General features: G+C 30.1%; 26 protein-coding genes. 20 read left to right on the forward strand and 6 right to left on the reverse strand.

What is annotated here, in order from left to right:
- Window positions 1-80: 80 nt before the first annotated feature.
- Together JOP69_RS13130 and JOP69_RS13135 are read right to left on the reverse strand one after the other, a co-directional pair.
- Window positions 81-947 carry an acyl-CoA thioesterase II gene (locus tag JOP69_RS13130; protein WP_203393334.1) on the reverse strand — a complete coding sequence of 289 codons (867 nt, stop codon included), beginning with the start codon at window positions 945-947 and terminating at the stop codon, window positions 81-83.
- Entirely contained in the window at window positions 934-2,124 is a 1,191-nt protein-coding gene (locus tag JOP69_RS13135) for a GNAT family N-acetyltransferase (RefSeq protein ID WP_252191117.1), read from the reverse strand. The genes JOP69_RS13130 and JOP69_RS13135 overlap by 14 nt, the downstream gene beginning before the upstream one ends.
- Window positions 2,125-2,563: 439 nt before the next feature.
- Here JOP69_RS13135 and JOP69_RS13140 point away from each other — a divergent pair, with 439 nt between their 5' ends.
- From JOP69_RS13140 to trxA, 8 genes are all read left to right on the forward strand, one after another.
- The gene (locus JOP69_RS13140; RefSeq protein WP_249986376.1) at window positions 2,564-2,959 is read left to right on the forward strand and encodes a MarR family winged helix-turn-helix transcriptional regulator; all 396 of its coding nucleotides are present in this window, start codon (window positions 2,564-2,566) and stop codon (window positions 2,957-2,959) included.
- Between the two features lie 10 nt (window positions 2,960-2,969).
- Window positions 2,970-4,082, forward strand: a complete 1,113-nt coding sequence (locus JOP69_RS13145; protein ID WP_203393332.1) for an efflux RND transporter periplasmic adaptor subunit — start codon at window positions 2,970-2,972, stop codon at window positions 4,080-4,082.
- A gap of 4 nt (window positions 4,083-4,086) precedes the next feature.
- Complete coding sequence (locus JOP69_RS13150; RefSeq protein ID WP_203393331.1) at window positions 4,087-7,287, forward strand: efflux RND transporter permease subunit; 3,201 nt, start codon at window positions 4,087-4,089, stop codon at window positions 7,285-7,287.
- The gene (locus tag JOP69_RS13155) at window positions 7,274-8,602 is read left to right on the forward strand and encodes a TolC family protein (RefSeq protein ID WP_203393330.1); all 1,329 of its coding nucleotides are present in this window, start codon (window positions 7,274-7,276) and stop codon (window positions 8,600-8,602) included. The genes JOP69_RS13150 and JOP69_RS13155 overlap by 14 nt, the downstream gene beginning before the upstream one ends.
- A 66-nt stretch (window positions 8,603-8,668) precedes the next feature.
- Window positions 8,669-8,800, forward strand: coding sequence for a hypothetical protein (locus JOP69_RS18735; protein WP_284041315.1), 132 nt, complete (start codon window positions 8,669-8,671; stop codon window positions 8,798-8,800).
- 123 nt (window positions 8,801-8,923) lie between these two features.
- A complete protein-coding gene (locus JOP69_RS13160; RefSeq protein ID WP_203393329.1) occupies window positions 8,924-9,556 on the forward strand; it encodes a Crp/Fnr family transcriptional regulator in 633 nt (210 codons plus the stop codon).
- A 51-nt stretch (window positions 9,557-9,607) separates the two neighbouring features.
- Window positions 9,608-10,609 carry a DUF3365 domain-containing protein gene (locus tag JOP69_RS13165; RefSeq protein WP_203393328.1) on the forward strand — a complete coding sequence of 334 codons (1,002 nt, stop codon included), beginning with the start codon at window positions 9,608-9,610 and terminating at the stop codon, window positions 10,607-10,609.
- 20 nt (window positions 10,610-10,629) lie between these two features.
- Window positions 10,630-10,932, forward strand: coding sequence for a thioredoxin (trxA, locus tag JOP69_RS13170; protein WP_203393327.1), 303 nt, complete (start codon window positions 10,630-10,632; stop codon window positions 10,930-10,932).
- 52 nt (window positions 10,933-10,984) lie between these two features.
- Here trxA and nadB read toward each other — a convergent pair whose 3' ends face one another.
- Complete coding sequence (gene nadB, locus JOP69_RS13175; protein WP_252191118.1) at window positions 10,985-12,574, reverse strand: L-aspartate oxidase; 1,590 nt, start codon at window positions 12,572-12,574, stop codon at window positions 10,985-10,987.
- Window positions 12,575-12,583: 9 nt separating this feature from the next.
- Window positions 12,584-13,579 carry a quinolinate synthase NadA gene (gene nadA / locus JOP69_RS13180; RefSeq protein WP_203393326.1) on the reverse strand — a complete coding sequence of 332 codons (996 nt, stop codon included), beginning with the start codon at window positions 13,577-13,579 and terminating at the stop codon, window positions 12,584-12,586.
- A 104-nt stretch (window positions 13,580-13,683) separates the two neighbouring features.
- Between nadA and JOP69_RS13185 the strand changes: the two genes are divergently transcribed.
- Entirely contained in the window at window positions 13,684-14,265 is a 582-nt protein-coding gene (locus JOP69_RS13185) for a methyltransferase domain-containing protein (protein ID WP_203393445.1), read from the forward strand.
- A gap of 85 nt (window positions 14,266-14,350) precedes the next feature.
- Here the strand turns inward: JOP69_RS13185 and JOP69_RS13190 are convergent, their stop codons facing one another.
- Window positions 14,351-16,453, reverse strand: a complete 2,103-nt coding sequence (locus tag JOP69_RS13190) for a TonB-dependent receptor (protein ID WP_203393325.1) — start codon at window positions 16,451-16,453, stop codon at window positions 14,351-14,353.
- 64 nt (window positions 16,454-16,517) lie between these two features.
- On the reverse strand, window positions 16,518-16,892 hold the full coding sequence (locus tag JOP69_RS13195) for a hypothetical protein (RefSeq protein ID WP_203393324.1): 375 nt from the start codon (window positions 16,890-16,892) through the stop codon (window positions 16,518-16,520).
- 228 nt (window positions 16,893-17,120) lie between these two features.
- Between JOP69_RS13195 and JOP69_RS13200 the strand changes: the two genes are divergently transcribed.
- The 11 genes from JOP69_RS13200 to JOP69_RS13250 all read left to right on the forward strand — a co-directional run bounded on the left by JOP69_RS13200 (window position 17,121) and on the right by JOP69_RS13250 (window position 26,494).
- Entirely contained in the window at window positions 17,121-18,464 is a 1,344-nt protein-coding gene (locus tag JOP69_RS13200; protein ID WP_203393323.1) for a rhodanese-like domain-containing protein, read from the forward strand.
- 191 nt (window positions 18,465-18,655) lie between these two features.
- Window positions 18,656-19,381 (forward strand): peroxiredoxin, encoded by a 726-nt coding sequence (locus tag JOP69_RS13205; RefSeq protein ID WP_203393322.1) that lies wholly within the window; start codon window positions 18,656-18,658, stop codon window positions 19,379-19,381.
- 112 nt (window positions 19,382-19,493) lie between these two features.
- Window positions 19,494-19,937 carry an OsmC family protein gene (locus JOP69_RS13210; RefSeq protein WP_203393321.1) on the forward strand — a complete coding sequence of 148 codons (444 nt, stop codon included), beginning with the start codon at window positions 19,494-19,496 and terminating at the stop codon, window positions 19,935-19,937.
- Between the two features lie 100 nt (window positions 19,938-20,037).
- Window positions 20,038-21,369 carry a cytochrome ubiquinol oxidase subunit I gene (locus JOP69_RS13215; RefSeq protein ID WP_203393320.1) on the forward strand — a complete coding sequence of 444 codons (1,332 nt, stop codon included), beginning with the start codon at window positions 20,038-20,040 and terminating at the stop codon, window positions 21,367-21,369.
- Between the two features lie 3 nt (window positions 21,370-21,372).
- Entirely contained in the window at window positions 21,373-22,446 is a 1,074-nt protein-coding gene (gene cydB / locus JOP69_RS13220; RefSeq protein WP_203393319.1) for a cytochrome d ubiquinol oxidase subunit II, read from the forward strand.
- Between the two features lie 15 nt (window positions 22,447-22,461).
- Window positions 22,462-22,761, forward strand: coding sequence for a hypothetical protein (locus tag JOP69_RS13225; protein ID WP_203393318.1), 300 nt, complete (start codon window positions 22,462-22,464; stop codon window positions 22,759-22,761).
- A gap of 91 nt (window positions 22,762-22,852) precedes the next feature.
- Complete coding sequence (locus tag JOP69_RS13230; protein WP_349666051.1) at window positions 22,853-23,467, forward strand: TetR/AcrR family transcriptional regulator; 615 nt, start codon at window positions 22,853-22,855, stop codon at window positions 23,465-23,467.
- A 1-nt stretch (window position 23,468) separates the two neighbouring features.
- Window positions 23,469-24,719 carry a TolC family protein gene (locus tag JOP69_RS13235; RefSeq protein ID WP_203393317.1) on the forward strand — a complete coding sequence of 417 codons (1,251 nt, stop codon included), beginning with the start codon at window positions 23,469-23,471 and terminating at the stop codon, window positions 24,717-24,719.
- Window positions 24,720-24,756: 37 nt separating this feature from the next.
- The gene (locus tag JOP69_RS13240; protein ID WP_203393316.1) at window positions 24,757-25,662 is read left to right on the forward strand and encodes an HlyD family secretion protein; all 906 of its coding nucleotides are present in this window, start codon (window positions 24,757-24,759) and stop codon (window positions 25,660-25,662) included.
- 14 nt (window positions 25,663-25,676) lie between these two features.
- Window positions 25,677-26,114, forward strand: a complete 438-nt coding sequence (locus JOP69_RS13245; RefSeq protein WP_203393315.1) for a hypothetical protein — start codon at window positions 25,677-25,679, stop codon at window positions 26,112-26,114.
- Window positions 26,115-26,116: 2 nt separating this feature from the next.
- On the forward strand, window positions 26,117-26,494 hold the full coding sequence (locus JOP69_RS13250; RefSeq protein ID WP_203393314.1) for a hypothetical protein: 378 nt from the start codon (window positions 26,117-26,119) through the stop codon (window positions 26,492-26,494).
- Window positions 26,495-26,501: the final 7 nt, after the last annotated feature.

Raw genomic sequence — 26,501 nt, forward strand, 5'->3', positions numbered from 1 at the left:
ATAATTCTAAATTTTTAATTTTGCTACTGCTACTGCTACTGCTACTGCTACTGCTACTGCTACTGCTACTGCTACTACTGCTACTTTTTAATAGGTCTTAACAATCCTTCTTGCGCAACAGAAGCCACTAATTTACCATCTCTTGTAAAAATATTTCCTTTAGATAATCCTCTAGCCCCAAAAGCATTTGGAGATTCCACAGAATAGAGCATCCAATCATCAAAATCGAAATCTCTAAAAAACCACATAGTATGGTCTAAGCTTGCCGTTTGCGTATTGCCAAAATTATAATTACTTGCATTCGGATTAAATGCAGGGTTTAAGATGTTATAATCAGAAATATAAGCAAGAATTTCTTGTTTTGTTCTAAAACCCATTTCTTGTTTATCTCCTTTTAAACGAAACCAAACTTGTTCTGTTGGTGGTAAGTTTTCTGGTTGTAATGGGTTGGGAATTCTAACCGGTTTAAATTCTATAGGTCTTTCTATACTTAAAAAGTATTTCATAGATTTTGGTAAAAAATCGCCAAATTTATCCAACAAATCATCCCAACTTAACAATTTTTCGGGTTGTTTTATGTTAGAATCAAATGTTGTTTGATGTTCAAAACCATCTTCTTTTTTATGAAATGAAGCTGCTAAAATAAAAATAGTTTTTTCATTTTGGCTAGCAGTAACTCTTCTTGTAGAAAAACTACCACCATTTCTTACTTCTTGTACATGGTAATTAATAGGAATCGTTAGATCTCCGGCTTCTAAAAAATAAGAATGTAAAGAATGTAAAAAACGATTTTCTGGTATGGTTTTATAAGCTGCATTTACGGCTTGTGCTATAACTTGTCCGCCAAAAACACTTGGGCTACCAATAGTAACGCTATTTCCACTAAAATTATGGTTTCCTAAGTTTTCTAAGTTTAAAAGGGCAATTAATTCTTTAGTGTTTTTCATGAGAAATTTCTAAATTTTTAAATGGAAATTTTTGTTGAAATGGAGTTGGTTGAACTCTTTGCAAAAATAACTTTAAAATTTTATTTTTAATAGTTTTCTTGTGACGAAGATACATGGTTAAATCTTGAGGAACTGCACCAACCGAACTTTTTATTTCGCTAGCGGTTCTTCCAAAATTAATGGTTTTTAGTTTTTTATCAATAGCAATTTCTATATAGTCGTACAACATTCTTTGGTAAATGGCATACTCTCTATTTAGTTGATAATCGATGCCTACAAAGTGGGCGTCTAAAGACTCTTTGTTGATGATACCAGAAATGAAACCAACAATCTTATCATCTAAACAATAAGATTTTAAAATGTAATTATCCCCAAATTTTTCCTTTAAATCCCTGTATGTTTCCAAATTAAAAATCCCCAAATTAAAACCAGCATTCAGAGCCACTTTTTCATAGAGAGCAGTCATTTTAGGTAACATCTCTTCGATGTCTTCTAAAGTGATTTCTTTAATTTTAATTGCGGCACTTTGCTTAAAAGCTTTTTTTGCTTTTACTCTAAACTTGGTTTTCATCGCAGCTAAATAATCGTCAAAATTTTGCCAATTATCATGCAGCTGAAGTTTCATATTAGGCTCTACAGAAAATGGATGGTATTTGTAATCTTTTAAAACATCAGTTATAAACAATGATTCCTTCGCAAAGTCTTTTACTAGAAAAGCATCTATCTGTTTTTTTAGTTTTTTATCAGAATTTACAAAATGATTAATACTTTCTGCTAATTCTTTTATAATGGCTTTTTTATCTTCATTTTCCTTGATAAAAACACCATGTTCTCCACTCACAAAGGTGTTGCCACAAATCAATAATTTTAAAGGTTTTTTATCCGGAAATACATGTAGTTTTCTGCCAATGTCTTTTAAAAATTCGAAATCGTTTTTAATAGAATTCAATTCAAAATCTATCATTTTTAAACTTGCAAAAGCAGTTGGAGAATTTTTGTTATCAACCAAAACAATATAAGAAAAGGTAATTTCTGGGTGATTTTTTTCTATTGATTTTAAAAAATCTGGATGAAAATAAATATTTATTGTACAACCTAATTTTTCCCAGATTTGAGAAGGGATTTCATCTATAGAAGAGAAAAATTGCGCGGTATTTGTATTGGTACAACAAATCAAATTAATTCATATAAGGTTTTAAATTTTCGGTTGCTTCTAAAGGAGTTCTCTTTATTTGCAAAGTTCCGTTTTCTAATGTAATAATTCACTATTTAATCAAATAGATTTTATGGTCTTCAATTATAATACCAGTTATACATCTTGGGTATATACAGTTTGTTCTACCAAAAAGCACAAATTTAGAAGCTCTATTAAAACAACTTCTTTTGGCATTTTTAAAAGCACGAGAAATTCTATAATTAGAAGCATTTATATATTTTTTGAATATAAAGAGGCATAAAAAATAAGAATACATAAAATTATGATTTCTTTAACACAACCTTAATTAGTTGCATATACAACTAATTGAGATTATGTTTATTTTTGCTGCGTGAAAAATGATGAACAACATATAGATTTTGAAAACTCAATAGGCCCTTGGCTTGGGAAAACAGGGAAAATGGTTAATTTTTTTTTTCAAGAATCATTTAGATCTAGAAACATAGATCTTACTAAAGAACAAATGATGCTTTTAAAAAAGTTACATGATCAAGACGGTTTAAATCAACATGATTTGGCTTTTTTAACGTTAAGAAACAAATCTTCTTTGGCACGTTTGTTAGTAAATATGGAAAAGAAAAACTACATTTTTAGAGAACAAAATAAAGACGACAAACGTATTAAAAATGTATACATAACCAATTTAGGAAAAGAAGTTTTTAATAAAGCAAAACCTATTATTCAAGATTTAATTACCACTATGGAAACTAATATTACGCCGGAAGATAAACAACAAATAATTAATATTTTTAAAAAAATACAGACTAATTTATATTCTAAATTAAAACATATTTAACAACCGATTTATGAGAAAAATTATACTAGCCGTTCTAGGGGTTTTAGCTATTGTAGGAGCAATAATTTTAGGTAATTATCTAATTGATAAAAACCAAAAGCCAAAACCAAAATATAAAAGGCAAATTAAAACTGCTTACGTAAAAAGCGTAGAGAATAAAGAGATTCCTATTATTTTATCTGCGAACGGTAATTTAACAGCAAAAAATAAAATAGAAATATATTCTGAAGTTTCTGGTATTTTAAAAACTTCTACCAAACTATTTAAAGCGGGTACAAATTATAACCGAGGCGAAACCTTGTTAAGTATTAATAGCGATGAGTTTTATGCTAGTTTACAATCTCAAAAAAGTAATTTAAATAATTTAATTACAGCAATTTTACCAGATTTACGTTTAGATTACCCTAATGAATTTAGCAAATGGGAAACCTATATTAAAGGTTTTGACATGAATTCTACTACCCCAAAATTACCAGCATTCTCTTCTGATAAAGAAAAGTATTTTATTAATGGTAGAGGTATTGTTACTGCATACTACAATGTTAAAAACTTAGAAGTTCGTTTGTCTAAACATCAAATTAGAGCGCCTTTTACGGGGACTCTTACAGAAGCTTTGGTGACGCCTGGATCTTTGGTTAGAGTTGGACAAAAATTAGGAGAATTTATAAACCCAAGTGTTTATGAAATGGAAGTTTCTATCAGTTCTGAATTTGCAGACTTATTAAAAGTAGGAAATACAGTTGCACTCACAAATTTAGAAAAAACTAAAAATTACACAGGAAAAGTTGTTCGTGTTAATGGAAAAGTAGATCAGGTTTCTCAAACTATAAAAGTCTACGTAGATGTAAAGCATCCAGATTTAAAAGAAGGTATGTTTTTAGAAGCCAATTTGGTCGCAAAATCAGAAGCTAACGCAATAGAAATTTCTAGAAAGTTATTGGTAAATAATAAAGCAGTGTACACAGTTAAAAACGATAGTATTTTAATGTTAACTACCATTAATCCTGTTTATTTTAATTCAGAAACAGTGGTTGTAAAAGGTTTAGAAAATAATCAAAAAATGTTATCACAGGTTTTACCTGGGGCATTTAACGGTATGATTGTAAAAATTAATAAAAAGTAATTGTATGAAGAAAATAATTACATATTTTATTAAATTCCCTGTTGCAGTTAATATATTTATTATTGCTTTTGTTTTGTTCGGATTGGTAGGTGCTTTAAATATGAAGTCCTCCTTTTTCCCGCTAACAGACTCGCAATTAATAAAAATTTCATTAGCATATCCGGGAGCCTCTCCACAAGAAATGGAAGAAGGTGTGGTGTTAAAAATTGAAGACAATTTAAAAGGAATTGTTGGTGTAGAAAGAGTAACCTCTGTGTCTAGAGAAAATTCTGCAACGGTAAATATAGAAGTAGAAAAAGGAAAAAATATAGATGTTGTTTTATCTGATGTAAAAAATGCAGTAGACAGAGTGCCTTCTTTTCCTTCTGGTATGGAGCCAGCAGTTATTGCAAAAGTAGAAAACATTAGACCCACAATTAGTTTTACCATTAGTGGAGATAACTTAAGCCTTAAATCTATAAAACAATACGCTAGAAATGTAGAAAATGATATTAGAGGAATAGACGGAATTTCGCAAGTTTCATTGTCTGGTTTTCCAGATGAAGAAATAGAAATAGCAATACGAGAAAATGATTTACTAGCGTATAACATGTCTTTTTCTGAAGTAGCTGCAGCAATACAAAACTCTAATCTTTTAATTACAGGTGGTAATATAAAAACCGAACAAGAAGATTATTTAATTAGAGCAAGTAATCGTTTTTATTATGGAAGCGAACTTTTAAATTTAATTGTTAGAACAGAAACTAACGGAAATATTATCCGTTTAAAAGATGTAGCAGAAGTTAGAGATACTTGGTCTGAAACACCAGACAGGTTGTATTATAATGAAAATTTAGCCATAGATATTACTGTAAGTAATACAAATAATGAAGATTTAATATCTTCTGCTGATAAAATAAAAGAATACATACACAAATACAATCAAGAAAATCAGAATGTACAACTTAACATTACAAGTGATAGAAGTACAACATTAAATGGTAGAACTAAATTATTGATAGAAAATGGTATTGCAGGTATTTTGCTAGTACTTTTCTTTTTAGCGTTGTTTTTAAACTTACGTTTGGCAATATGGGTAGCTTTTGGTTTGCCAATTTCCTTTTTTGGGATGTTTATTTTTGCTGCTCAATTTGATGTTACTATAAACGTACTATCTCTCTTTGGAATGATCATCGTTATTGGTATTTTGGTAGATGATGGTATTGTAATCGGAGAAAATATTTATCATCATTATTACGATTTAGGGAAATCTAAAATTCAAGCAGCCATAGACGGTACTATGGAAGTAATTCCGCCAATTGTTTCTGCAATTCTAACAACTCTTATCGCGTTTTCTACGTTCTTTTTTGTTGATGGAAGAATAGGAGATTTCTTTGGTGAAGTATCTACAATTGTAATGTTAACCTTAACAGTTTCTTTAGTAGAAGCGTTAATTATTTTACCGGCTCACATTGCGCATTCTAAGGCTTTAGATAGAAAACGTTTAGAAAACGGAGTAGAAGTTAAGAAAAATGCCATAGATGCTTTTTTTAATAAAATAAATAGAGCGGCAGATAAAGGTTTGGGTAAATTAAGAGACAATTATTATGTGCCTTTTTTAAAGTTTTCATTAAAAAATAAAATCTTTGCGTTTGCTATTCCAATTGCCTTGGTAATTTTTAGTTTTATGGCAATGAAAGCGGGTATTGTAAAACAATCCTTTTTTCCTAGAGTAGCAAGTGATAGTGTTAAAATTACACTAACAATGCCACAAGGTACAAACGAGCAAATTACAGATTCTATTATTTCATCCATAGAAAAAAAGGTTTGGTTGGTGAATGATGAGTATACCAAAAAACAAACAGGTAATGTACAAGTTATAGAAAATGTAATAAAAAGAATTGGTCCTGGTAGTGCAAATGCAACTTTAACGGTAAATTTATTACCAGGAGAAGCACGAGATTTTTCATCACCAGAAATAACAAATACAATTACAGATAAAGTTGGTAAAGTTACAGGTGTAGAGAGTTTAATCTTTGGTTCTGGTGGTAATTTTGGAGGAAGCCCAGTGGCGGTTTCTTTATTAGGAAATAACATTACAGAATTAAAAGCTGCCAAAGAAGAACTAAAACATGAGTTAGAAAATAATCCGCTTTTAAAAGATATTTCAGACAACGATCCGGCAGGAATTAAAGAAGTAAAAATAAAATTAAAAGACAATGCCTACTTATTAGGTTTAACCTTGCAATCTGTAATGAGTCAAGTTAGGTCTGGTTTCTTTGGTTTTCAAGCACAACGTTTTCAAAGAGGTCAAGATGAAATTAAAGTTTGGGTTCGTTATGATAGAAAAGACCGGTCTTCTATAAAAGATTTAGATGACATGCGTATTATTACAGCAACAGGAACAAGAATTCCTTTTTCTGAAATTGCAAATTATACCATAGAAAGAGGAGATATTGCCATTAATCATTTAGATGGTAAAAGAGAAATTCAAATTACGGCAGATTTAAAAGACCTTGAAACGAGTGCAACAGAAGTTTTAGATGACATTAAGTTAAAAGTAATGCCAGAAATACTTTCTAAATACCACACCGTAACTCCTTTGTATGAAGGTCAAAATAGAGAAGCTAAGAAAACTACAGATTCAGTTGGCGTAGTAGGTCCTATTATTTTACTATTGATTTATATTGTAATTGCCTTTACATTCCGTTCTTACAGTCAACCAATATTATTAATTGTAATGATTCCTTTTAGTATGATTGGTGTTGTTTGGGGACATTATTTTCATAATTTTTCAATTGGTATTTTATCCTTTTTAGGAATTATAGCTCTGGTAGGAATTATGGTAAATGATGGCTTGGTTTTAATTGGTAAATTCAACACTTACTTAAAAGAAGGAATGAAATTCGATGAAGCTCTTATTAGAGCAGGTCAATCTCGTTTTAGAGCTATTGTATTAACTTCTTTAACAACAGTTGCAGGTTTGGCTCCGTTATTATTAGAAAAAAGTAGACAAGCACAATTTTTAATACCAATGGCAATATCTATTTCTTACGGAATAGCCATTGCAACGATATTAACATTGGTAATGTTGCCATTATTATTATCTGTTTCTAACAGTGTAAAAGTGGGCATAAAATGGCTAAAAACAGGAGAGAAAGTAGATAAAGAAGAAGTAGAAAGAGCTATCATAGAATCTAAATTTGATGAACATGAAGATCATTAGAAACACCATATTAGTAGTCGGATTTTTATCGACTTTACAAGGATTTTCGCAAGAAATTCTAACAAAGAAAGAAGCGCTAGAAATTACCTTAGAAAATAATTTCGGAATTAAAATAGCGAACAATAATTTAGACGTTGCAAAAAACAATAAAAGTATTTACAATACTGGTTTTTTACCGACAGCTAGTATTTCTTCTGGTGCAAATTATAGTAATAATAATCAAACCAACACACCACAGACAGGAGACCCAACATCTACAACAGGTGCAATAACCAAGTCTTATAGTGCAAGTATTGGTTTAAATTATACTCTTTTTGATGGTTTGGGAAGAAAATACAATTATCAGCAATTAAAAGAAACGTATAATTTAACCGAATTACAAGCCAGAGAAACGATTGAAAACACGTATTTACAATTGTTTACCTCTTATTTTCAAATTGCAAGGTTATCAGAAAATAAATCGAATTTAGACGAAGCATTGTCTATTTCTAAACAACGTTTACTACGTGCAAAATATCAATATGAATACGGGCAATCTACAAGGTTAGAATTATTAAATGCAGAGGTTGATGTAAATAATGATAGCATTACTTTAATAAATGCCAACCAAGAATTAAGCAACGTAAAACGAGGTTTAAACATTATTTTAGGGATTGAAACAGAGGTAACTTATAGTGTTGAAACAGAGGTTAGTTTTAATGAAATGATGAATTTTGAAGATTTGCAACAAAAAACAATTGCTAATAATTCTATTTTAAAACAAAATGAAAAAAACATTGCAATTAGCGAGTTTAATATCAAAATAAATAAGGCAAATTATTTACCAACTTTAGGCTTTAGTTCATCTTATGGTTGGAGTCAGAATGATAACGAAAACCTTGCCAATGCCTTTCAGCCAAAATCTACATCATCTAACGGATTAAATGCTGGTTTAAGTTTGTCTTGGAATTTGTTCGACGGAGGAGGCACAAAAACAAGGGTTGCCAACGCAAAAATAGCATTAGAAAATCAGCAAATATTATTAGAACAGCAAAAAGTAACCATCGATAATAATCTGAAAAATACTTGGGAAAATTATCAAAACCAATTATTTATTCTAAAAGCACAAGAAAAAAACGTGTTAACTACACAAAATAATTTTGATAGAAGTAGAGAGCGTTACAAGTTGGGGCAAATTACTTCTATTGAGTTTAGACAAGCTCAAATTAATTTTATCAATTCTAAAACAGCATATAATAATGCTAAATTTGATGCAAAATTGATAGAATTACAGCTTTTACAATTAAGTGGAGACATTCTAAATGTGCGTTTTTAAAAACTGATTTTTGTCATATCTTAAAATAATTTTATATATTAATTTTGAATTTAAAATAAAACGCTTATGAATTTTTTAAATATACCACAGGTTTCTTGGGTAAATGGTACCATTATGATAGGTATTTTTGCTGTAGTTGTTGTTGGTTTGGTTGTCACGGTTTATTTATTAATGAGTACAGATAAAAAAGCAAAATAATTTCCCCCAAATATTTTATAAGAGCCTGAGGTTATCTCGGGCTTTTGTGGTTACATTAAGTTAGAATATGCTTTATTTTTAACAACTATTTCACTATTTTTATAGATGAAAAAAATAAGGTATATGACTAATAAACTAGAAAATAATTTTGGTTATCTTTTAGAGAAAGATTTAATCTTAGAGATTGAGCAATTAGGTGTTTCTAAGGAGTTTAAAGAAAATACTACTATTATAGAAGTTGGAGATTATATAAAATCTATGCCTTTATTAATTTCTGGAGCTATTAAAATTCTTAGAGAAGATGAAAATGGTGATGAGATTGTTTTATACTATTTAGAAAAAGGAGATACTTGTGCCATGACGCTTTCTTGTTGTATGGGACAAACAAAAAGTAAAATTAGAGCTGTTGCAGAAACAAATGTTGAGCTAATTATGTTGCCAAAAGAAAAAATGGCAGATTGGTTAGGGAAATATAAATCTTGGCAATCTTATATTTTACAAACGTATCACAGTAGAATGGATGAGCTTTTAGAAGCTTTAGATACGATTGCTTTTTTAAAAATGGATGAACGCCTTTTTAAATACTTAAAAGACAAGGCGATGGTTACCCATAATGATCTTTTACATGTTACACACAAACAAATTTCTGAAGACTTACACACCTCTAGAGTTGTAGTATCTAGATTATTAAAAAAATTAGAAAACGAAAGTAAAATTCAATTATTTAGAAATAGTATAAAAGTTTTAGAACTGTAACATTAGTTACTGTGTAATTTAAAGTGGAGTCTTATTTTTGTAATAAAAACAATGAAATATTTTACTTTTTTCATAGCAATTGCTGTTCTGTTTGGTTGCAAAGATGCTAAAAAGCCTTCTTATTCTAAGAAGGATGACGTTTCAGAAATGCAAAACCATCCTGGTAAAAAGTTAATGGAAACAAACTGTTATGTATGCCACAACCCAACCACCATAGAAGATAATAGAATTGCACCACCAATGATTGCTATAAAAAAGCGTTATTCAATGGGCAATAGTTCTAAAGAAGCATTTATTAATTCCTTGCAAGATTTTATTAAAAACCCAACAGCAGAAAATGCTAAAATGTATGGCGCTGTAAAACGTTTTGGAGTAATGCCTAAAATGGATTTTCCAGAAGAGACAGTCAAACAAATTGCAGATTATATATTTGAGTTTGATATTGAAAAACCAGCATGGTTTGAAGAACATTATAATCAACAGCATGGAAATGGAAACGGAGGCGGTAATGGAATGGGGAATGGCAATGGAATGCGAAGACAACAACAAGGAAATAATTTTAAAAACGTACCTTACAATGAAAGAGGTTTAAAATATGCACTTTCTACGAAGGCTGTTTTAGGGAAAAACTTAATGAGTAAAATTCAAAAAGAAGGAACGCTAGCTGCATTAAAATTTTGTAATGTAAAAGCATTCCCTTTAACAGATAGTATGTCTGTGGTACACAAAGCAACTATTAAAAGGGTGTCTGATAAACCTAGAAATCCTAAGAATAAGGCAGATGCTATAGAAAATGGGTATATTACAGTGTTTAAAGAAGAGGCTAAATTAAATAAAGAGTCAGTACCAGTTGTTATAGAATCTGCAGAAAATGTAAAAGTGTATTATCCAATTAAAACAAATAGTATGTGTTTACAATGTCACGGAAAACCAACTGTAGATATTAAAAATAGCACTTTAGCGCAAATAGATAAGTTATATCCAAATGATTTGGCAATTGGATATAGTGAAAACCAAGTAAGAGGAATTTGGAGTATTACCTTTAACAAATAATCATAAAAAAGTTCTTAGGCATGAGCAATTTTTCAGAAATTATAAATCAAGATAAACCTGTTTTAGTAGATTTTTTTGCAGAATGGTGTGGACCTTGTAAAATGATGAGTCCAATTTTAAAAGAAGTAAAAGACACTTTAGGTGATACCGTTTCTATTATTAAAATAGATGTTGATAAAAATCAACCTATAGCAGCAAAATACCAAGTTAGAGGTGTGCCTACTTTAATTTTATTTAAATCTGGAAAACAGGTTTGGAGGCAATCTGGCGTTGTTCAGAAAAAAGATTTAGTTTCTATTGTAAATAATAATCGGGGGATTTAATTATTTACAATAGAATTAAATGAAAGCATCTAATTAATTTTAGGTGCTTTCGTTATTCAGTAATACAATCTAAACTATAAAAACCACCACAGTTTTCGGTTCTCTTTTTAGAAAATTGGGTTATTAAATATGCTGTTGTAATAAGGTTTCTTAATTCGCATAAATCTACAGAAAGTTCAGAATAATCATACAAGCGTTTGTTGTCTTCATAAAGTACCCTTAACTTCTTCTCAGCACGTTTTAAACGCTCGTTAGAACGCACAATACCAACATAATTTGTCATAATAGTTTTTACTTCATTTCTATCATGAGCAATTAATATTTTTTCCATGTTTTTAATAACACCATTGTCATTCCATACAGGAACATCTTTAGGCATTTTAGCTTTACTAAATTTTTTAGAAACATTTAAAAAAGCTTTATGAGCATAGACTAATCCTTCTAATAAAGAATTAGATGCCAATCTATTTCCACCATGTAAACCAGTTCTGGTAACCTCGCCACAAGCGTATAAATTCTTAATAGAAGTCTTCGCTTTTTTGTTCACATTTACACCACCACATATGTAATGAGATGCAGGTACAACAGGAATAAAATCTTTAGTTACATCAATATTTAAAGAAGCACATTTTTCTGTAATATTAGGAAAATGCTCTTTAAATTTTTCCATATCTAAATTCGTACAATCTAAATATACATGTGGTTTTCCACTCTTCTTTAATTCGTTATCTATAGCTCTAGCAACAATATCTCTAGAGGCTAATTCTTCTCTTTCATCATATTTATGCATAAAGAAGTCACCATTGTAGTCTCTTAACTTAGCACCAAAACCTCTAACAGCTTCAGAAATTAAGAAAGCAGGGTATTCTCCTGGGTTGTATAATGCCGTTGGATGAAATTGAATAAACTCCATTTCAGATATTTCTGCTTTTGCACGGTATGCAATTCCTATTCCATCACCAGTAGCAACCACAGGGTTTGTAGTAGTTTCATATACTTGTCCATTACCACCAGAAGCTAAAATGGTAAATTTGCTTACAAAAGTTTTTACAATTGCATTTTTTTCATCTAAAACATAAGCACCATCACAAGAAATTTTGCCATTTCGTTTCGTCTTTCTCTTTTTTGTTTGATGCTCGGTAATTAAATCAATTGCATAATGATGCGTTAAAAAATCAATGTTTTCAAGTGCATTTACTTGTGCTAATAAGGCACGTTCAACTTCTGCTCCTGTAATATCTGTATGATGTAAAATTCTATTTTGAGAATGTCCTCCTTCACGACCTAGATCGTAATCTCCATTTTCATTTTCATCAAATTGGGTTCCCCAATCAATTAATTCTTGCAGTCTTTTTGGAGCATCACCTACCACCATTTTTACTACTTCTTCATCGCACAAACCATCTCCAGCAACTAAAGTATCATTTATATGTTGCTCAAAACTATCTACAGTTCTGTTATAAACAGTAGCAATTCCACCTTGTGCATACTTAGTGTTAGATTCACTTTGTTCGTCTTTTGTAACAATTGTAATTTTGGCATCTTTAAACTTAGTTGCCGTTTTTAGGGCAAAAGTTAATCCGGAAATACCAGAACCAATTACTAGAAAATCTGTAGAAATTATTTTTTTATCAGGTAACATTTTAAGGTGTTATTTAGAAAGTTCTAACATTCTGTTGATAGGAATAATTGCTTTTTTTGCCAATTCTTCTTCAACTTCTATATTGGGTAATTCGTGTTTTAAACATAAATACAATTTTTTCATTGTATTCATTTTCATGTATGCACATTCGCTGCAAGCACAAGTATTATCTTCTTTTGCTGGTGCAGGAATAATTATTTTATCAGGATTTTCTTGCATCATTTCAAACAAAATACCAGCTTCTGTAGCTACAATAAATTTCTTTTTATCGCTGTTTTTTACATGATTTAAAAGACCAGAAGTAGAGCCAATATATTTAGCCACTTTTAGCATGTGTGCTTCAGATTCTGGATGCGCAATTAATTCTGCATCTGGGTGTTCTGTGTATAAAGTTATTAACTTTTCCATAGAAAAAGCTTCGTGAACCATACAAGCGCCATCCCAAAGTAACATTTCTCTACCTGTTTCTTTGTTTAAATAATCTCCTAAATTTCTATCTGGTGCAAAAATAATAGGTTGATCTTGCGGAATAGAATCGATAATTTTTCTAGCGTTAGATGAGGTACAAACGTAATCGCTTAACGCTTTAATTTCTGCAGAACAATTAATGTACGTAACAACAATATGGTCTGGGTGTTTCTTTTTAAATTCTGAAAACTGTTCTGGCGGACAAGAATCTGCTAAAGAACAACCTGCTAGTAAGTCTGGTAATAAAACTTTTTTAGTCGGATTTAATATTTTGGCAGTTTCTGCCATAAAATGAACCCCGGCAAAAACAATAATATCTGCATCTGTTTTTTCGGCTTGTTGCGCCAATGCTAAACTATCACCAACAAAATCTGCAATTTCTTGAATCTCATCTATTTGATAATAATGCGCTAAAATAACGGCATTCTTCTCTTTTTTTAGTTTTAAGATTTCCTCAACATAATCAATATTAGGAGTTTCAATATCTAAAAATCCCTTTTCAGTTAGATTTTTCTTTGCAGCATCTAAAGTTTCCATAAAAAGTGTTTATTTTGAACTAGACTACAAATATAAACTCTATTTTGTAGGTAGTAAAATGATTACCGTTATTCTATGAAATAATAACTATAATACTAGAAATGTTGAATTTATCTGAGAAGTTTTGGGAGAAAAAGTATGAAACTCAAAAAATTGGTTGGGATTTAGGAGTTGTTTCTCCGCCTTTAAAATTTTATTTTGATCAATTAACAAATAAAGAACTTAAAATATTGATTCCGGGTGGTGGAAATTCTTACGAAGCAGAGTATCTTTTTAACAACGGATTTAAAAATGTTTCTGTGGTTGATATTTGCCATAATCCGCTTGAGAATTTGAAAGATAGAGTTCCTAGTTTTCCGGAAAATCAATTAATTCATGGCAATTTTTTTGATTTAGAAGCTACTTTCGATTTGATAATAGAACAAACTTTTTTTTGTGCTATCAATCCTGATTTACGAGTAAAATACGCATCAAAAATGAGAGATTTATTAAATGATGAAGGTAAATTAGTTGGTTTACTTTTTGATGCAAAACTCAATGAAGATCATCCACCTTTTGGTGGGAATAAAGAAGAATATCTATCTTATTTCGAATCTTATTTTTCTTTGGATATTTTTGAAAAATGTTATAATTCTTATCAGAATAGACAAGAAATGGAGTTGTTTGTTAAGTTTGTGAAGAAATAGAAATTACACGATATTTTTAGAGTTAAATCTGAAACAAAACCTCAAAGGTTATAAAAACCTTTGAGGTTTTGTACATTCTCTTTTTCTAAAACTTATACTGTAAAAATGCAGAGAAATTACGTCCTGGTTCTGTAACCGGAGTTCTTCCAAAATCTGCTTGGTTTGTAAATGAAAAGTTTAAATGACTGTTATATCCTTTGTCAAATACATTTAAAACAGCAACACCTAAGGTAATATTTTTAAGAGGTTTTCCACCAAAACGAAGATCTAAAGTTTGGTAACCTGCGGTTGATGTTTCTCCGTAACTTTCAGAAATATTGTCTTGTTTAGAAACCAAATTATATTGCGCATTTGCCCAAATATATTCTTTTTGAAAACCGAAAGTAAATTTGGTGGTAAAAGGTGGGGTTAAAGGTAAAGATTCGTCTAAATCGTTATTTTTTGTATACACATAAGAAAACTCCGTTTTAAAATTATAGAAATCTAAAAAATCTACACGAGCCATCGCTTCGAAACCAGTTTTGTATGCTTCGTCTAAATTCTGAAATACTTTTACACTAGTAGGATCTGTAGTTGGATTAAATTTTCTTGAAATGCTTGGGTCTACGATTCCTACAATGTAATTTTCGAAATAAGAATAGTACACCGAAGTTTCAAACTGAAAACTATTAAATCCGTTTTTAAGTTCTTCAAAGCCTTTAATTCCAATTTCAAACTGATTGTTTACCTCCGCTTTTAAATCTGGATTTCCTACATATTTATAAGGGTCTTGTCCAACTGTAAAATGATTTATATAACGCTCTATCATGTTAGCAGTTCTTATTCCACGGCCATAAGCAGCCTCAAAAGTAAAGGCATCAGAAATCATTTTTTTAATAGAAACAGTTCCGCTAAAAGTATGTTCTGTACGTTTTTTTAAATTATACATTTCGGCAAAATCTGCAGCGGGATCTTTAATATCAGACGTTACATTGTCATAACGAATACCAGCTGTTAGAATGGTGTTTTCTGCGATACTGTATTTTGCTTCTGTAAAAAAACCAAGGTCTGTAATGTAAGAATCTTGCCAAGTTTTATCATAAAAAGTTTTTGGTGTTGCAAGCATACTTCCATTCATCATTTTAACAATTCTAGTTCTTCCACCATCTCTTGCAATATTCATTAAATCAATTCCAGAATACATATCTAGAGCTTTAGAGGGTAGCCAATTGATTTCAATTTTACCACCAGCAGTAGTAGCTTCAACAGAAGAAGCAGCTTCCGTCATCATAAAAGAAGGTCTGTTAGTATTGGTCATTAAATGGTCTACATAACTATGGTATCCTTTTACTGTAATCGCTTTTATAACTTTTGCTATATGGTCTATTTTATAGTCAACAGAAAGAATACTACTGTTGTCATATTCTGTATCCATTGGTAAAGCAGCGTGTAAAACATCACGACCAAAAGATTGTCTCCAATCTACTTTTAAACGTTGGTTTTCGGTAAAGTTGTAGCCAACTTTAATTCCGTAATCAGAGCTTTTAAAAGAAGACGGAATTTCAGTTCCAAAGCCATCTTTATAGTTTCCAAAATCTCTATAACCACCACTGGCAACAATATCAAATTTTTCATTGATGTATTGTAGTTCTGCTAAATTAACCATGGAGTTTCCGTTACTTTCAAAGCCGCCAGAAACTTTTCCATGAAAACCATAATCTTCATAATTTGGTTTTTGTGTAACTAAGTTTATAATTCCTCCAAAAGTAGCACCATATCTAACGGTATAAGGGCCTTTTATGATTTCAATTCTAGAAATTTCTTCAGGAATTATGTGTGTTGTTACAGGATCCATCCTGTTAGGGCACGCATGCATTGCTTTTGTACCACCGTCATATTGAATGTTTAATTGCTCATATTGCGCACCTCTAAAAGAAGGGTCTATGGCATAATTTCCTCTTTTAATTACTGAAAAACCATTGATGTTGTTAAATAAATCGGCAACATTTTTTGGCTGTACTATTTTTTTAGCATATTTATTAGCGATGGAACTAAATACAGGGTCTTTCTTTGTTTTTCCTGTAATGATAACTTCATCTAGTTGTACTGCTTTTTGTTTCGTACTATCTTTTTTGGAGGCTACTTTTTCTTGACTATAAGATGTAGCAGAAATTAGCGTGCATAAAAGCACACTATAAAATATTTTCATCTGTAATAATTTTAATTTTAACTATGTAGTTTTTTTATAGAAGTTCTATAAAATAAAAAGAAAATTATGCATTTGGCGGATGAAAACAAGATGCTAGTAATTTAAAATGATAGAGATTTAAATACTGAAAAGTAGATGTATTTTGATCTGTAAATTTAGTTAAATGAAAAGAAGACACTTTTTCACTATATAATAATAGATCTTTAAAATCAGTAAGTTGTATTGGTTGGTTTTTTTCTTCGTCTGTAGTTTTTGTCACTTTTTTTAAGTGGCACTTACCATCACAATGCAATGCTGGTTTGTCTTTGTTTTCGCAATACGCTTCTATAAAACCCGCTGTGTCTAAATTATAATAGATATACGTAATAGACACTCTTAAACTATTGTAGAGTATAAGAGTACTAAATAATATTGGGAAAATGATTTTCCAGTTCTTCACAAATATAAATTTAAAAGATGTACATATCTTTTAGTATGATTTTTATCATTAAAAATCTTTGTTTTCTACACAGTTTTTACAAAAATAATCATATAAAATTTTCTTCTAAGTAACATTTGTTGCATTTATAAAAACTATTGTTTATTAAATTTGCATAAGTAAAATTAATAACCAGTTATTGAGAATGAAAATAGTAGGTCGGAATTTAATTTATAAACAATAAAAAAGATGAATGTTATACAATTTGAAGATAAGCCATTAGCACATTATTCGTATGCTATTATTAGTGGCGGTGATATGGCTTTGGTAGATCCTTCTAGAGATCCAAAACCATATTATGAATTGGCAGAAAAACATCAAGTAAAAATTAAAGCCATTTTTGAAACACATCCTCATGCAGATTTTGTGAGTAGTCATTTACAATTACATAAAGAAACTGGAGCAAAAATTTATGTTAGCCAATTAGTTGGTGCAAATTATACACATGAAGCTTTTGATGATGGTAATTCAATTTCTATTGGAGATGTTACGTTTTCTTCTATAAATTCTCCAGGACATTCACCAGACAGTATTACCATAATTGCTGTTGATAAAGAAAATAACCATGCAATGTTTTCTGGTGACACTTTATTTATTGGTGATGTTGGAAGACCCGATTTAAGAGAAAAAGCGGGTAATATGAAAGCTAAAAGAGAAGAGCTTGCCCAAAAGATGTATCATACAATACAACATAAATTTACACATTTACCAGATGCAACTATTGTGTATCCGGCTCATGGAGCAGGTTCTTTATGTGGTAAAAATATGAGTACAGATTCTCAAAGTACTTTAGGTAAAGAAAGAAAAGAAAATTGGGCTTTTCAAGATATGACAGAAGTACAATTTATGAATCATATTTTAAAAGATCAACCCTTTATTCCTTCTTATTTTGAGTTTAATGTTGATATCAATAAAAATGGTGCCGACAATTTTAAATCGGTATTTGGTAGCATCCCTTTTAAATTTGGAATTACAGATTTTAAGAATAATAATGATTTAATTTTAGATGTTAGAAGTGCTGACGATTTTCAAAAAAATCATCTAAAAGGAAGTTTTAATATCATCGCAGAAACAGAAAATGACAAAGTAGAAACATGGTTGGGATCTATTATAGAACCAAATGAGAGTTTTCATTTAGTAATTAATACGGTTGATGATGTAGAAGTGATACTTAGTAGAATTGCTAAAATAGGTTACGAAAAACAAGTAAAATCTATTATAACTTTAGATAGCACTAGTTTTGAAACTTCTAAACCTTTAGATCTTCAGGATTTTAAAAACAATACAGATCAATACACAATTATAGATATTAGAAATAAAAGTGAAGTTGATGAAGGTAAGATTTTTGAAAACGCTATTTCAATTCCACTGCATCAGTTAAGAGCATCAAAAAGTAAAATCCCAACAGATAAACCCATTGTAGTGCATTGTGCAGGAGGCTACAGAAGTGCAGCAGGAAGTAGTGTTATTTCTAACATAATAGAAAGTAATAACATCTATGATCTTAGTGATAACATAAACGATTTTTATTAACAATTATATTAAAAACAGTAAACTTTTTTAGATGCTAAAATGAATTTCGAAATAATAAAACGGCAACTTTTAAACCATTAACAATCCTTATAACAACATAAAGTTTCGGTATGGTTTAAGTTACAAATGTTACAAAGCAAGTACTATTTCTAAAGTAATTTTACTTCAGATAACAATTAAATATAACATATATGAATACTCAAGAAACAAATCAAGAACAAGAAACATTTGCAATGCCAAGAATTGGAGATAAAGCACCTCAATTTACAGCAGTAACAACTCAAGGAGATATTAATTACCCTTCAGATTATAAAGGAAAATGGTCTATTTTATTTAGTCATCCAGCAGATTTTACGCCTGTTTGTACTTCAGAATTTATGACATTTGCACATTTAGAAGAAAAATTTGAGAAAGCAAATTGTAGCCTTATCGGATTGTCTATAGATGGTTTGTATAGCCATATTGCTTGGTTAAGAACTATTAAAGATAAAATTGAATTTAACGGAATGAAAAACATAGAAGTTAAGTTTCCTTTAATAGAAGATATTTCTATGAATGTTGCTAAAAAATACGGAATGATTCAACCAGGAGAAAGCAAAACACAAGCAGTTAGAGCGGTGTTTTTTGTAGATCCTAATGAAACTGTAAGAGCAATTATCTATTACCCATTAAGTTTAGGACGTAATTTTGATGAATTATACAGAGCTTTAATTGCAATGCAGACTTCGGATAAATTTAATGTAGCAACTCCAGCAGATTGGAATCCTGGTGATGATGTAATTGTATCTCCAGCTGGTTCTTGTGGTGTTGCAGAGCAAAGAATGAATTCTACAGAAGAACTAGACTGTAAAGACTGGTTTTTCTGTACTAAGAAATTAGATAAAGATTTAGTTTTAGATAGCATTCTAAAAAAATAATCCCCTATTTTTAAAATAAAGAGGCTGTTTTGTGTAAGACAGCCTCTTTTGTAATATAAGTTACATATAGCTTTGTGTAAAGGCCATAAATTTGACCAATAAATTATTTAAAATGGCAAAAGAACATTTTTATCAGGTAAAAGTAAATTGGAACGAAAATAGAAAAGGAACTTTATCTTCTGATGTAATAGATGAAAAAATTACAATTGCAACTCCTCCAGAATTCCCAAAAGGAGAAGCAAATATTTGGACTCCAGAACATTATTTTGTGGCAGCTATTAATGGTTGTTTAATGACTACCTTTTTAGCAGTTGCAGAAAACTTTAAACTCAATTTTATAGATTTTGAATCGGATGCAGAAGGAAAACTAGAAATGGTAGATCGTAAATTTAAAATGAGTGAAGTTATTTTAAAACCTACTGTTACAATTTCTAATGAAGCTGATATTGAATTGGCCAAAAAAGTGGTAGAAAAAGCAGAAGCAGCTTGTTTAATTTCTAATTCTATTACTTCTACGATTAAATTAGAGGTTACGATTAAAGTAAAAGAAAGCTGAAAATTTTCAATCAACAAAGTAAGGTTTTAAGTTGCGAATCTCGTATTTTTATTGGCGCTTAGAATAATTAATATTTTATAATACATTTAAAAAGTTTTCTATGGAAGACATGATTTTTTACGATAGGTTGCAATTTGCATTTACTATCACATTTCACTATATATTTCCGCAATTAACAATGGGACTATCTTTAATGATTGTCTATTTTAAATGGAAATATTTAAGAAATAATGACGAAAAATATAACAATGCTGCTAAATTTTTTATGAAAATTTTTGCAGTAAATTTTACAATGGGTGTTGTAACAGGAATTCCTATGGAGTTTCAATTTGGTACCAATTGGGCAAAATTTTCTGAATTAACAGGTGGGATTATTGGGCAAACTTTAGCCATGGAAGGAATGTTTTCTTTCTTTTTAGAATCATCCTTCTTAGCGCTCTTTATTTTTGGTGAAAAATTAATGGGACAAAAACTCCATTTCTTAACAGGATTCTTGGTGTTTCTAGGTTCTTGGGCAAGTGGTTGGTTTATTTTAGCTACCAATGCTTGGATGCAACACCCTGTAGGTTATGAAATTTTAGAAAACGGTAAATATGTTCTAGAAAATTTTTCAGCCTTGTTTAGTAATCCTTGGTTGTTGCCTGCTTTTTTACACAATCAAATGGCCTCTGTTGTAACCTCTTCTTTTGTGGTAGCAAGTATTGGTGCTTTTTATATCTTAAGAAAAAAACAATTAGAATACGGAAAACTATTTTTAAAAACAGGTGTAATTTTCGGATTAATATCTAGTTTACTAGTTGCTTTTCCAACAGGAGATTGGAATGCTAAGAATGTTGCAGAACACCAACCAGCGTCTTTTGCAGCTATGGAAGGAATTTTTGAAACTGAAGAAGCTGGAGCAGAAATTGTTTTGGTTGGTCAGCCAAATATGGTAGACAAAAAACTAGATAATAAAATTGCAGTTCCTAATATTTTAAGTTTTTTAACCCATCAAGATTGGAACAAGCAGATTCCAGGAATGGATCAATTTAAAGAAGAAGAATTGCCAGATAATATTCCGGCTCTTTATTATTCTTATCATATAATGGTTGGTTTAGGTACTATATTTATTGGTATAATGGCTTTAGCATTATTCTTTTTATGGCGAAAAAAACTGTATACTTTTAAGCCAATACTTTGGTTTATTATGTTTTTAGTGCCGTTTCCATATATCGCAAATCTTACGGGTTGGTATACGGCAGAATTAGGGAGACAACCGTATTTAGTATATGGATTGTTAAAAACAAGCGATGGTATTTCGCCAACTGTCTCATCTGGTAACACCTTATTTACTTTATTAGGTTTTGTGGCTTTATATATGCTACTTGGTTTATTATTTTTAGTACTCGTTGGAAAAACTATTAACGAAGGTCCAAAACTTCAAAAACATTAAACTATGGAAATATTTTGGTACATAACAATAGCAACTGTTTTAGGAATCTTTTTTGTTTTAGACGGATATGATTTTGGAACAGGAATTATTCATTTATTTTTTGCTAAAAAAGAAAAAGACAAAGAAGTAATTGCAAAATCTGCAGGATTATTTTGGGATTCTAATGAGGTTTGGTTAGTTGCTGCAGGAGGAATGCTTTTTATGGCTTTTCCTACGTTTTATGCTTCGGTTTTTAGTGGCTTTTACTTACCCTTAATCATCGTTTTATGGTTAATTATTTTTAGAGCAATTGGGTTAGAGTTTAGAAGTCAATTTAAATATCAAATGTGGAGAGACATTTGGGATGTTTCTTTTGGAGTTTCTAGTTTGTTATTAGCCTTATTTTTTGGTATTGCATTAGGAAACATTGTGAGAGGTGTAAATTTAGGTGCAGTAGAAAACGGAATCGCTTTACACGAAGGGCATTATTTTTTCTTGCCACTTTGGGATAGTAGTTTTAGTCCGTTAAGTGCTACACCAGGAGTAATCGATTGGTTTACCATAATTATAGGTTTAATTTCTGTAGTTACTTTGGCAATACATGGTGCAAATTGGGTGGTTTTAAAAACCAATTCTTCTATAAACGAGAAACTAAAAGGTATTGTTTTTAAATTGAATATTGCTTTGGCAGTTTTAACGATATTTTCTTTATTTGTTTGGCAAATAGTGAATCCTAATTCTTTAAATAACTTTGTTGATAAACCTTATTTATTGGTGTTTCCTCTTATTTATCTTACAGGATTAATCGGCTTGTTTTTTATCAAAAAAATTAAAAAAGATATTCATGCTTTTTGGTTGTCAACCTTATTAATATTAGGGGGAATTACATCTTCTTTAGCATCTTTGTTCCCTGTGATTTTACCTTCTGTAAATGATATTCATGAACCACTAACTATTTATAATACCGCTGCTTCCGAGTATGGATTATCAGTAGCTTTAGTATGGGGAATTATAGGTTTTATTCTACTTGTAATTTATGCAATTATTCAAAAAAGATTAATGGGCGGTAAAGTAGATAAAATGGATTATGGGCATTAGTCTAAATCGAGTATTATGACAGAAACTTTAATTTCTTTATTAAGTATTTTAATAGGAATAATTGGAGCAATTGCAACTGGAGTTCTATTTAAAAAATATTCATTTGGAATTGTTGGCAATACAATTGCAGGTGTTTTTGGCAGTATCTTTTTAATTAAGTTTTTTGGAAGACTTGGTTTTAACCCACAATCTATAATGCATAATGGAACATTTCATGGATGGCTTCTTGGTCTAAATTTTATGGTTTCTCTTTTAGGTGGTATATTAGGGTTGATTGTAATTAGTATGATTAAAAGAAAATTAAGTAAAAAATAAGGAAGAGAATTTCTAGAAAAATAATCAAACATATATGGTGTTTGATTATTTTTTGTACATTTGTTAACCGTTTGGTTAAACTATTTAGTTGATGATGAAAAATAAGAAAAACGAAAATACTGAAAGTCAAATTTTAGAAGCTGCAAAGTCCATTTTTCAGATAAAAGGAATGGATGGGGCTCGTATGCAGGAAATTGCGAATGAGGCAGGCATAAACAAAGCAATGTTGCACTATTATTATAGAAGTAAACAATTACTTTTTGAAGCTGTTTTTATAAATGCTTTTTCCTTATTAGCGCCTCAAATAAATGCTATTTTAAATGACGATTCATCCATAGAAAATAAAATACGAAATTTTTCTTCGAACTATATTTCGTTTATTGAGCAGCATCCTTATTTGCCTAATTTTATTATTCAAGAATTAAATAGAAATCCTGATTTTATGTTAAAAATGAAAGGAAATAATGGATTTCCAAATCTAGAAAAATTTAAAAAACAGGTAGCTCTTGAAGTTAAAAATGGTACTATCAAAAATGTTAATGCAGCACAATTATTTATCAATATTCTAGCCTTAAATGTATTTCCTTTTATAGCCAAGCCTTTAATTCAAGGTTTAATAGCAGTTGAAGAAGACGGATTTCAGCAACTCATAGAAGATCGTAAAACTGAAGTTGCCGACTTTATCATTAATTCAATAAAAAAATAAGATGAAAAAAGTAGTATTCATTTTAATAACAGTACTAAGTATCTCGGCATTCGCCCAAGAAAGTTTAACGCTTAATGATTGTTATAATTTAGTAGAAACAAATTATCCTTTAATTAAGCAACATCAGTTGTTAGAGAAGCAACATCAACTAGATACAGAAATTATTTCGAATTCGAAATTGCCACAAATTAACTTAGATGCACAAGCAACGTATCAATCTGAAGTTATTCAAATTCCGATTCCGAGTGCGAATATAGATCCCTTAAATAAAGATCAATACAAAGCAACTTTATCTGTAAATCAATTGATTTATAATGGTGGTTTAACAGCTGCGAATTTAAAGGTTAAAAAAGCACAATTAAAAACAAAACAAAAACAAGTTGATGCCAACATCTATCAGTTAAAAGCACAAATTAATCAACTGTATTTTTCTGTTCTATTAACCCAAGAAACGTTCAACTTATTAGGAGCTAAAAAAAAGCAATTAGAAGCTAAACTAAAGGAAGTACAATCGGGTATAAAACACGGCGTTTTATTGCCTTCTTCTGATAGTGTTTTAGAGGCTGAAATCTTAAAAATTAAACAACAATTTATAGCAATTGAAAGTCAGAAAACAACTTTAATTAATACTTTATCGAGTATAATTGGGCAATCTGTAAGTACCGCTACAAAATTTGAAAAACCTTTAGTTAAAACGGAATTACAAACGGAAATATCAAGACCAGAACTAGATTTATTTCAATTGAAAAAGGAAGAAATAAACAGTCAGGAAGCATTAATTTCTAAACAAAATTCGGTAAAATTAAATGGCTTTGCAACTGGCGGTTATGGAAATCCTGGATTAAATATGTTGGATAACTCTTTTCAGACATATTATATAGTGGGCGTTAAATTACATTGGAATGTATTTGATTGGAATACCAACAAAAAGCAACAAGCAACAGTGGCAATTAACAAAGATATTATTGAAAATGAAACTGAAATTTTTAAATTAAATACCAATATAGAACTCAACAAACAACAACAAGAAATAGAAAAGATTTCAGCTTTTATAAATTCGGATGAAGAGATCATCAATCTTCGGAAGAAAGTATTGAAAACATTAGATTCTCAACTTAAAAATGGTGTCATCACATCTTCGGTTTATATTACAGAATTTACCAATTTATTTGAAGCAGAAAACACTTTATTAAGACATAAAATACAAGTGCAATTAGCAAAAGCAAATTATAATACGATAAAAGGAAAGTAAATTTTTACCGCTGATATACGCAGAAAAAACATACAAAATGAAAAACTATAATTACATATTAACATTAAGCATAATTGCTACAACTCTATTTTCCTGTGGAAATAACAACGATAAAGCAGATGGTTATGGAAATTTTGAAGCTACAGAAATAACTATTTCGGCAGAAAATAACGGGAAATTAATGAAGTTTTCTATAGAAGAAGGAGATCAATTAGGAAAAGATCAATTTGTTGGTTTTATAGATACAGTGCAATTAGCTTTAAAACGAGAACAATTAATCGTTTCAAAGTCTGTAATTAGCTCCAAGTCTAAAGGAGTTTTATCACAGATTTCTGTGTTAAATTCAAAATTAAATACTGCCAGAATTAATAAAAATAGAGTAGAGAATTTAATTAAAGACAATGCCGGTACACAAAAACAATTAGATGATGTTTCTGGTGAAATAGATGTTATTAAAAGTCAGATTAAAAGTGTAGAAATACAAAATGCACCTGTTGTAAACGAACTAAAAAGTATTGATGTTCAATTAAAACAAATTGACGATCAAATTAAAAAAAGTAAAATAATAAACCCTGTAAACGGAACCGTTTTAACCAAGTTTGCAGAACCAAATGAAATTACTGCTTTTGGAAAGCCTTTGTATAAAATTGCAGATTTAAGTACTATGGAACTACGTGTTTATATTAGTGAAACACAATTGGCAAACATTAAAATCGGACAAAAAGTTACGGTTAAAATTGATGCTACCGAAGATATGAAATCTTTTGAAGGTACTGTTAGTTGGATCGCTTCTGAAGCGGAATTTACGCCTAAAATTATTCAAACTAAAGAAGAACGTGTTGCTTTAGTATATGCAGTAAAAGTTAATGTGGCAAATGACGGAAGCTTAAAAATTGGAATGCCAGCAGAAATGTGGTTTGGCAATTCAGATACTAATAATTAATAAATACTCAAACGATGAAGCCTATATTTTATGTATTAATGCTGTTTGCTTTAGTGAGTTGTAAACCAACTAAGAAACAAGAAGCTGCAGAAGTAAATGATCTATATTCTAATTCTTGGATACAAGAAATTAAACTAGATAATGGTAAGAAATGGCAAGCGAATTCTGAAACGAATGAAGGTGTGTTAAAAATGCAAAATAGCATTAAAGATTTTTCATCCAATACATTAGAAGGCTATTATGAATTGGCAGAAAAATTGAATGTAGATAAAAACTATGTGATAAAGAACTGCACCATGAAAGGAGATTCGCATGATAATTTACATGTTTGGCTTTTACCCTTAATTGCAAAATTAGATGCACTTTCGGAAGCGAATACAATTGAAGAAGCTGCAAAATTAAAACAAAGTATCGAGGAGAATATTAATGAATACGCTGATTATTTCAACTAAAAATGAAACAGAAATTCTTACATATTATCGGAGCTGTATTTGCTTTATTTCTGGGGGTAATGTCCGCTTTCGCGGGGACCACTGTGTTACTTGGTGCTGAGTCTAAAGACTATAATGTATTGAAATGGCTTGTAATTTATAATGTGGTTCTTGGAGTTATTTCTATTGTTACGGCCTTTCTAATTTGGAAGAATGTACCAATTAGCAAAAAGTTGATTCTAGTTATTTTAGGAATGCATTTTTCAATCTTTTTGTATCTGAAATTTATAAGTGAAACTGTTGCTGTAGAAAGTATTCAAGCCATGGTTTTTAGAGTAAGTGTTTGGGTGGTAATTGCAATTCTAATCATTGTAATTCCAAAATATTTTTATAAAAAATAAGTATAAA

The sequence above is a fragment of the Polaribacter sp. Q13 genome (assembly GCF_016858305.2).
In the GTDB taxonomy this organism is placed as follows: Bacteria; Bacteroidota; Bacteroidia; order Flavobacteriales; family Flavobacteriaceae; genus Polaribacter.

Bases quoted from the DNA above. Each gene is read 5' to 3' on its own strand.
- JOP69_RS13130 (WP_203393334.1), bottom strand. From the start codon at position 947: ATGAAAAACACTAAAGAATTAATTGCCCTTTTAAACTTAGAAAACTTA.
- JOP69_RS13140 (WP_249986376.1), top strand. From the start codon at position 2,564: ATGGTTAATTTTTTTTTTCAAGAATCATTTAGATCTAGAAACATAGAT.
- JOP69_RS13145 (WP_203393332.1), top strand. From the start codon at position 2,970: ATGAGAAAAATTATACTAGCCGTTCTAGGGGTTTTAGCTATTGTAGGA.
- JOP69_RS13150 (WP_203393331.1), top strand. From the start codon at position 4,087: ATGAAGAAAATAATTACATATTTTATTAAATTCCCTGTTGCAGTTAAT.
- JOP69_RS13155 (WP_203393330.1), top strand. From the start codon at position 7,274: ATGAAGATCATTAGAAACACCATATTAGTAGTCGGATTTTTATCGACT.
- JOP69_RS18735 (WP_284041315.1), top strand. From the start codon at position 8,669: ATGAATTTTTTAAATATACCACAGGTTTCTTGGGTAAATGGTACCATT.
- JOP69_RS13160 (WP_203393329.1), top strand. From the start codon at position 8,924: ATGACTAATAAACTAGAAAATAATTTTGGTTATCTTTTAGAGAAAGAT.
- JOP69_RS13165 (WP_203393328.1), top strand. From the start codon at position 9,608: ATGAAATATTTTACTTTTTTCATAGCAATTGCTGTTCTGTTTGGTTGC.
- trxA (WP_203393327.1), top strand. From the start codon at position 10,630: ATGAGCAATTTTTCAGAAATTATAAATCAAGATAAACCTGTTTTAGTA.
- nadB (WP_252191118.1), bottom strand. From the start codon at position 12,574: ATGTTACCTGATAAAAAAATAATTTCTACAGATTTTCTAGTAATTGGT.
- nadA (WP_203393326.1), bottom strand. From the start codon at position 13,579: ATGGAAACTTTAGATGCTGCAAAGAAAAATCTAACTGAAAAGGGATTT.
- JOP69_RS13190 (WP_203393325.1), bottom strand. From the start codon at position 16,453: ATGAAAATATTTTATAGTGTGCTTTTATGCACGCTAATTTCTGCTACA.
- JOP69_RS13200 (WP_203393323.1), top strand. From the start codon at position 17,121: ATGAATGTTATACAATTTGAAGATAAGCCATTAGCACATTATTCGTAT.
- JOP69_RS13205 (WP_203393322.1), top strand. From the start codon at position 18,656: ATGAATACTCAAGAAACAAATCAAGAACAAGAAACATTTGCAATGCCA.
- JOP69_RS13210 (WP_203393321.1), top strand. From the start codon at position 19,494: ATGGCAAAAGAACATTTTTATCAGGTAAAAGTAAATTGGAACGAAAAT.
- JOP69_RS13215 (WP_203393320.1), top strand. From the start codon at position 20,038: ATGGAAGACATGATTTTTTACGATAGGTTGCAATTTGCATTTACTATC.
- cydB (WP_203393319.1), top strand. From the start codon at position 21,373: ATGGAAATATTTTGGTACATAACAATAGCAACTGTTTTAGGAATCTTT.
- JOP69_RS13225 (WP_203393318.1), top strand. From the start codon at position 22,462: ATGACAGAAACTTTAATTTCTTTATTAAGTATTTTAATAGGAATAATT.
- JOP69_RS13230 (WP_349666051.1), top strand. From the start codon at position 22,853: ATGATGAAAAATAAGAAAAACGAAAATACTGAAAGTCAAATTTTAGAA.
- JOP69_RS13235 (WP_203393317.1), top strand. From the start codon at position 23,469: ATGAAAAAAGTAGTATTCATTTTAATAACAGTACTAAGTATCTCGGCA.
- JOP69_RS13240 (WP_203393316.1), top strand. From the start codon at position 24,757: ATGAAAAACTATAATTACATATTAACATTAAGCATAATTGCTACAACT.
- JOP69_RS13245 (WP_203393315.1), top strand. From the start codon at position 25,677: ATGAAGCCTATATTTTATGTATTAATGCTGTTTGCTTTAGTGAGTTGT.
- JOP69_RS13250 (WP_203393314.1), top strand. From the start codon at position 26,117: ATGAAACAGAAATTCTTACATATTATCGGAGCTGTATTTGCTTTATTT.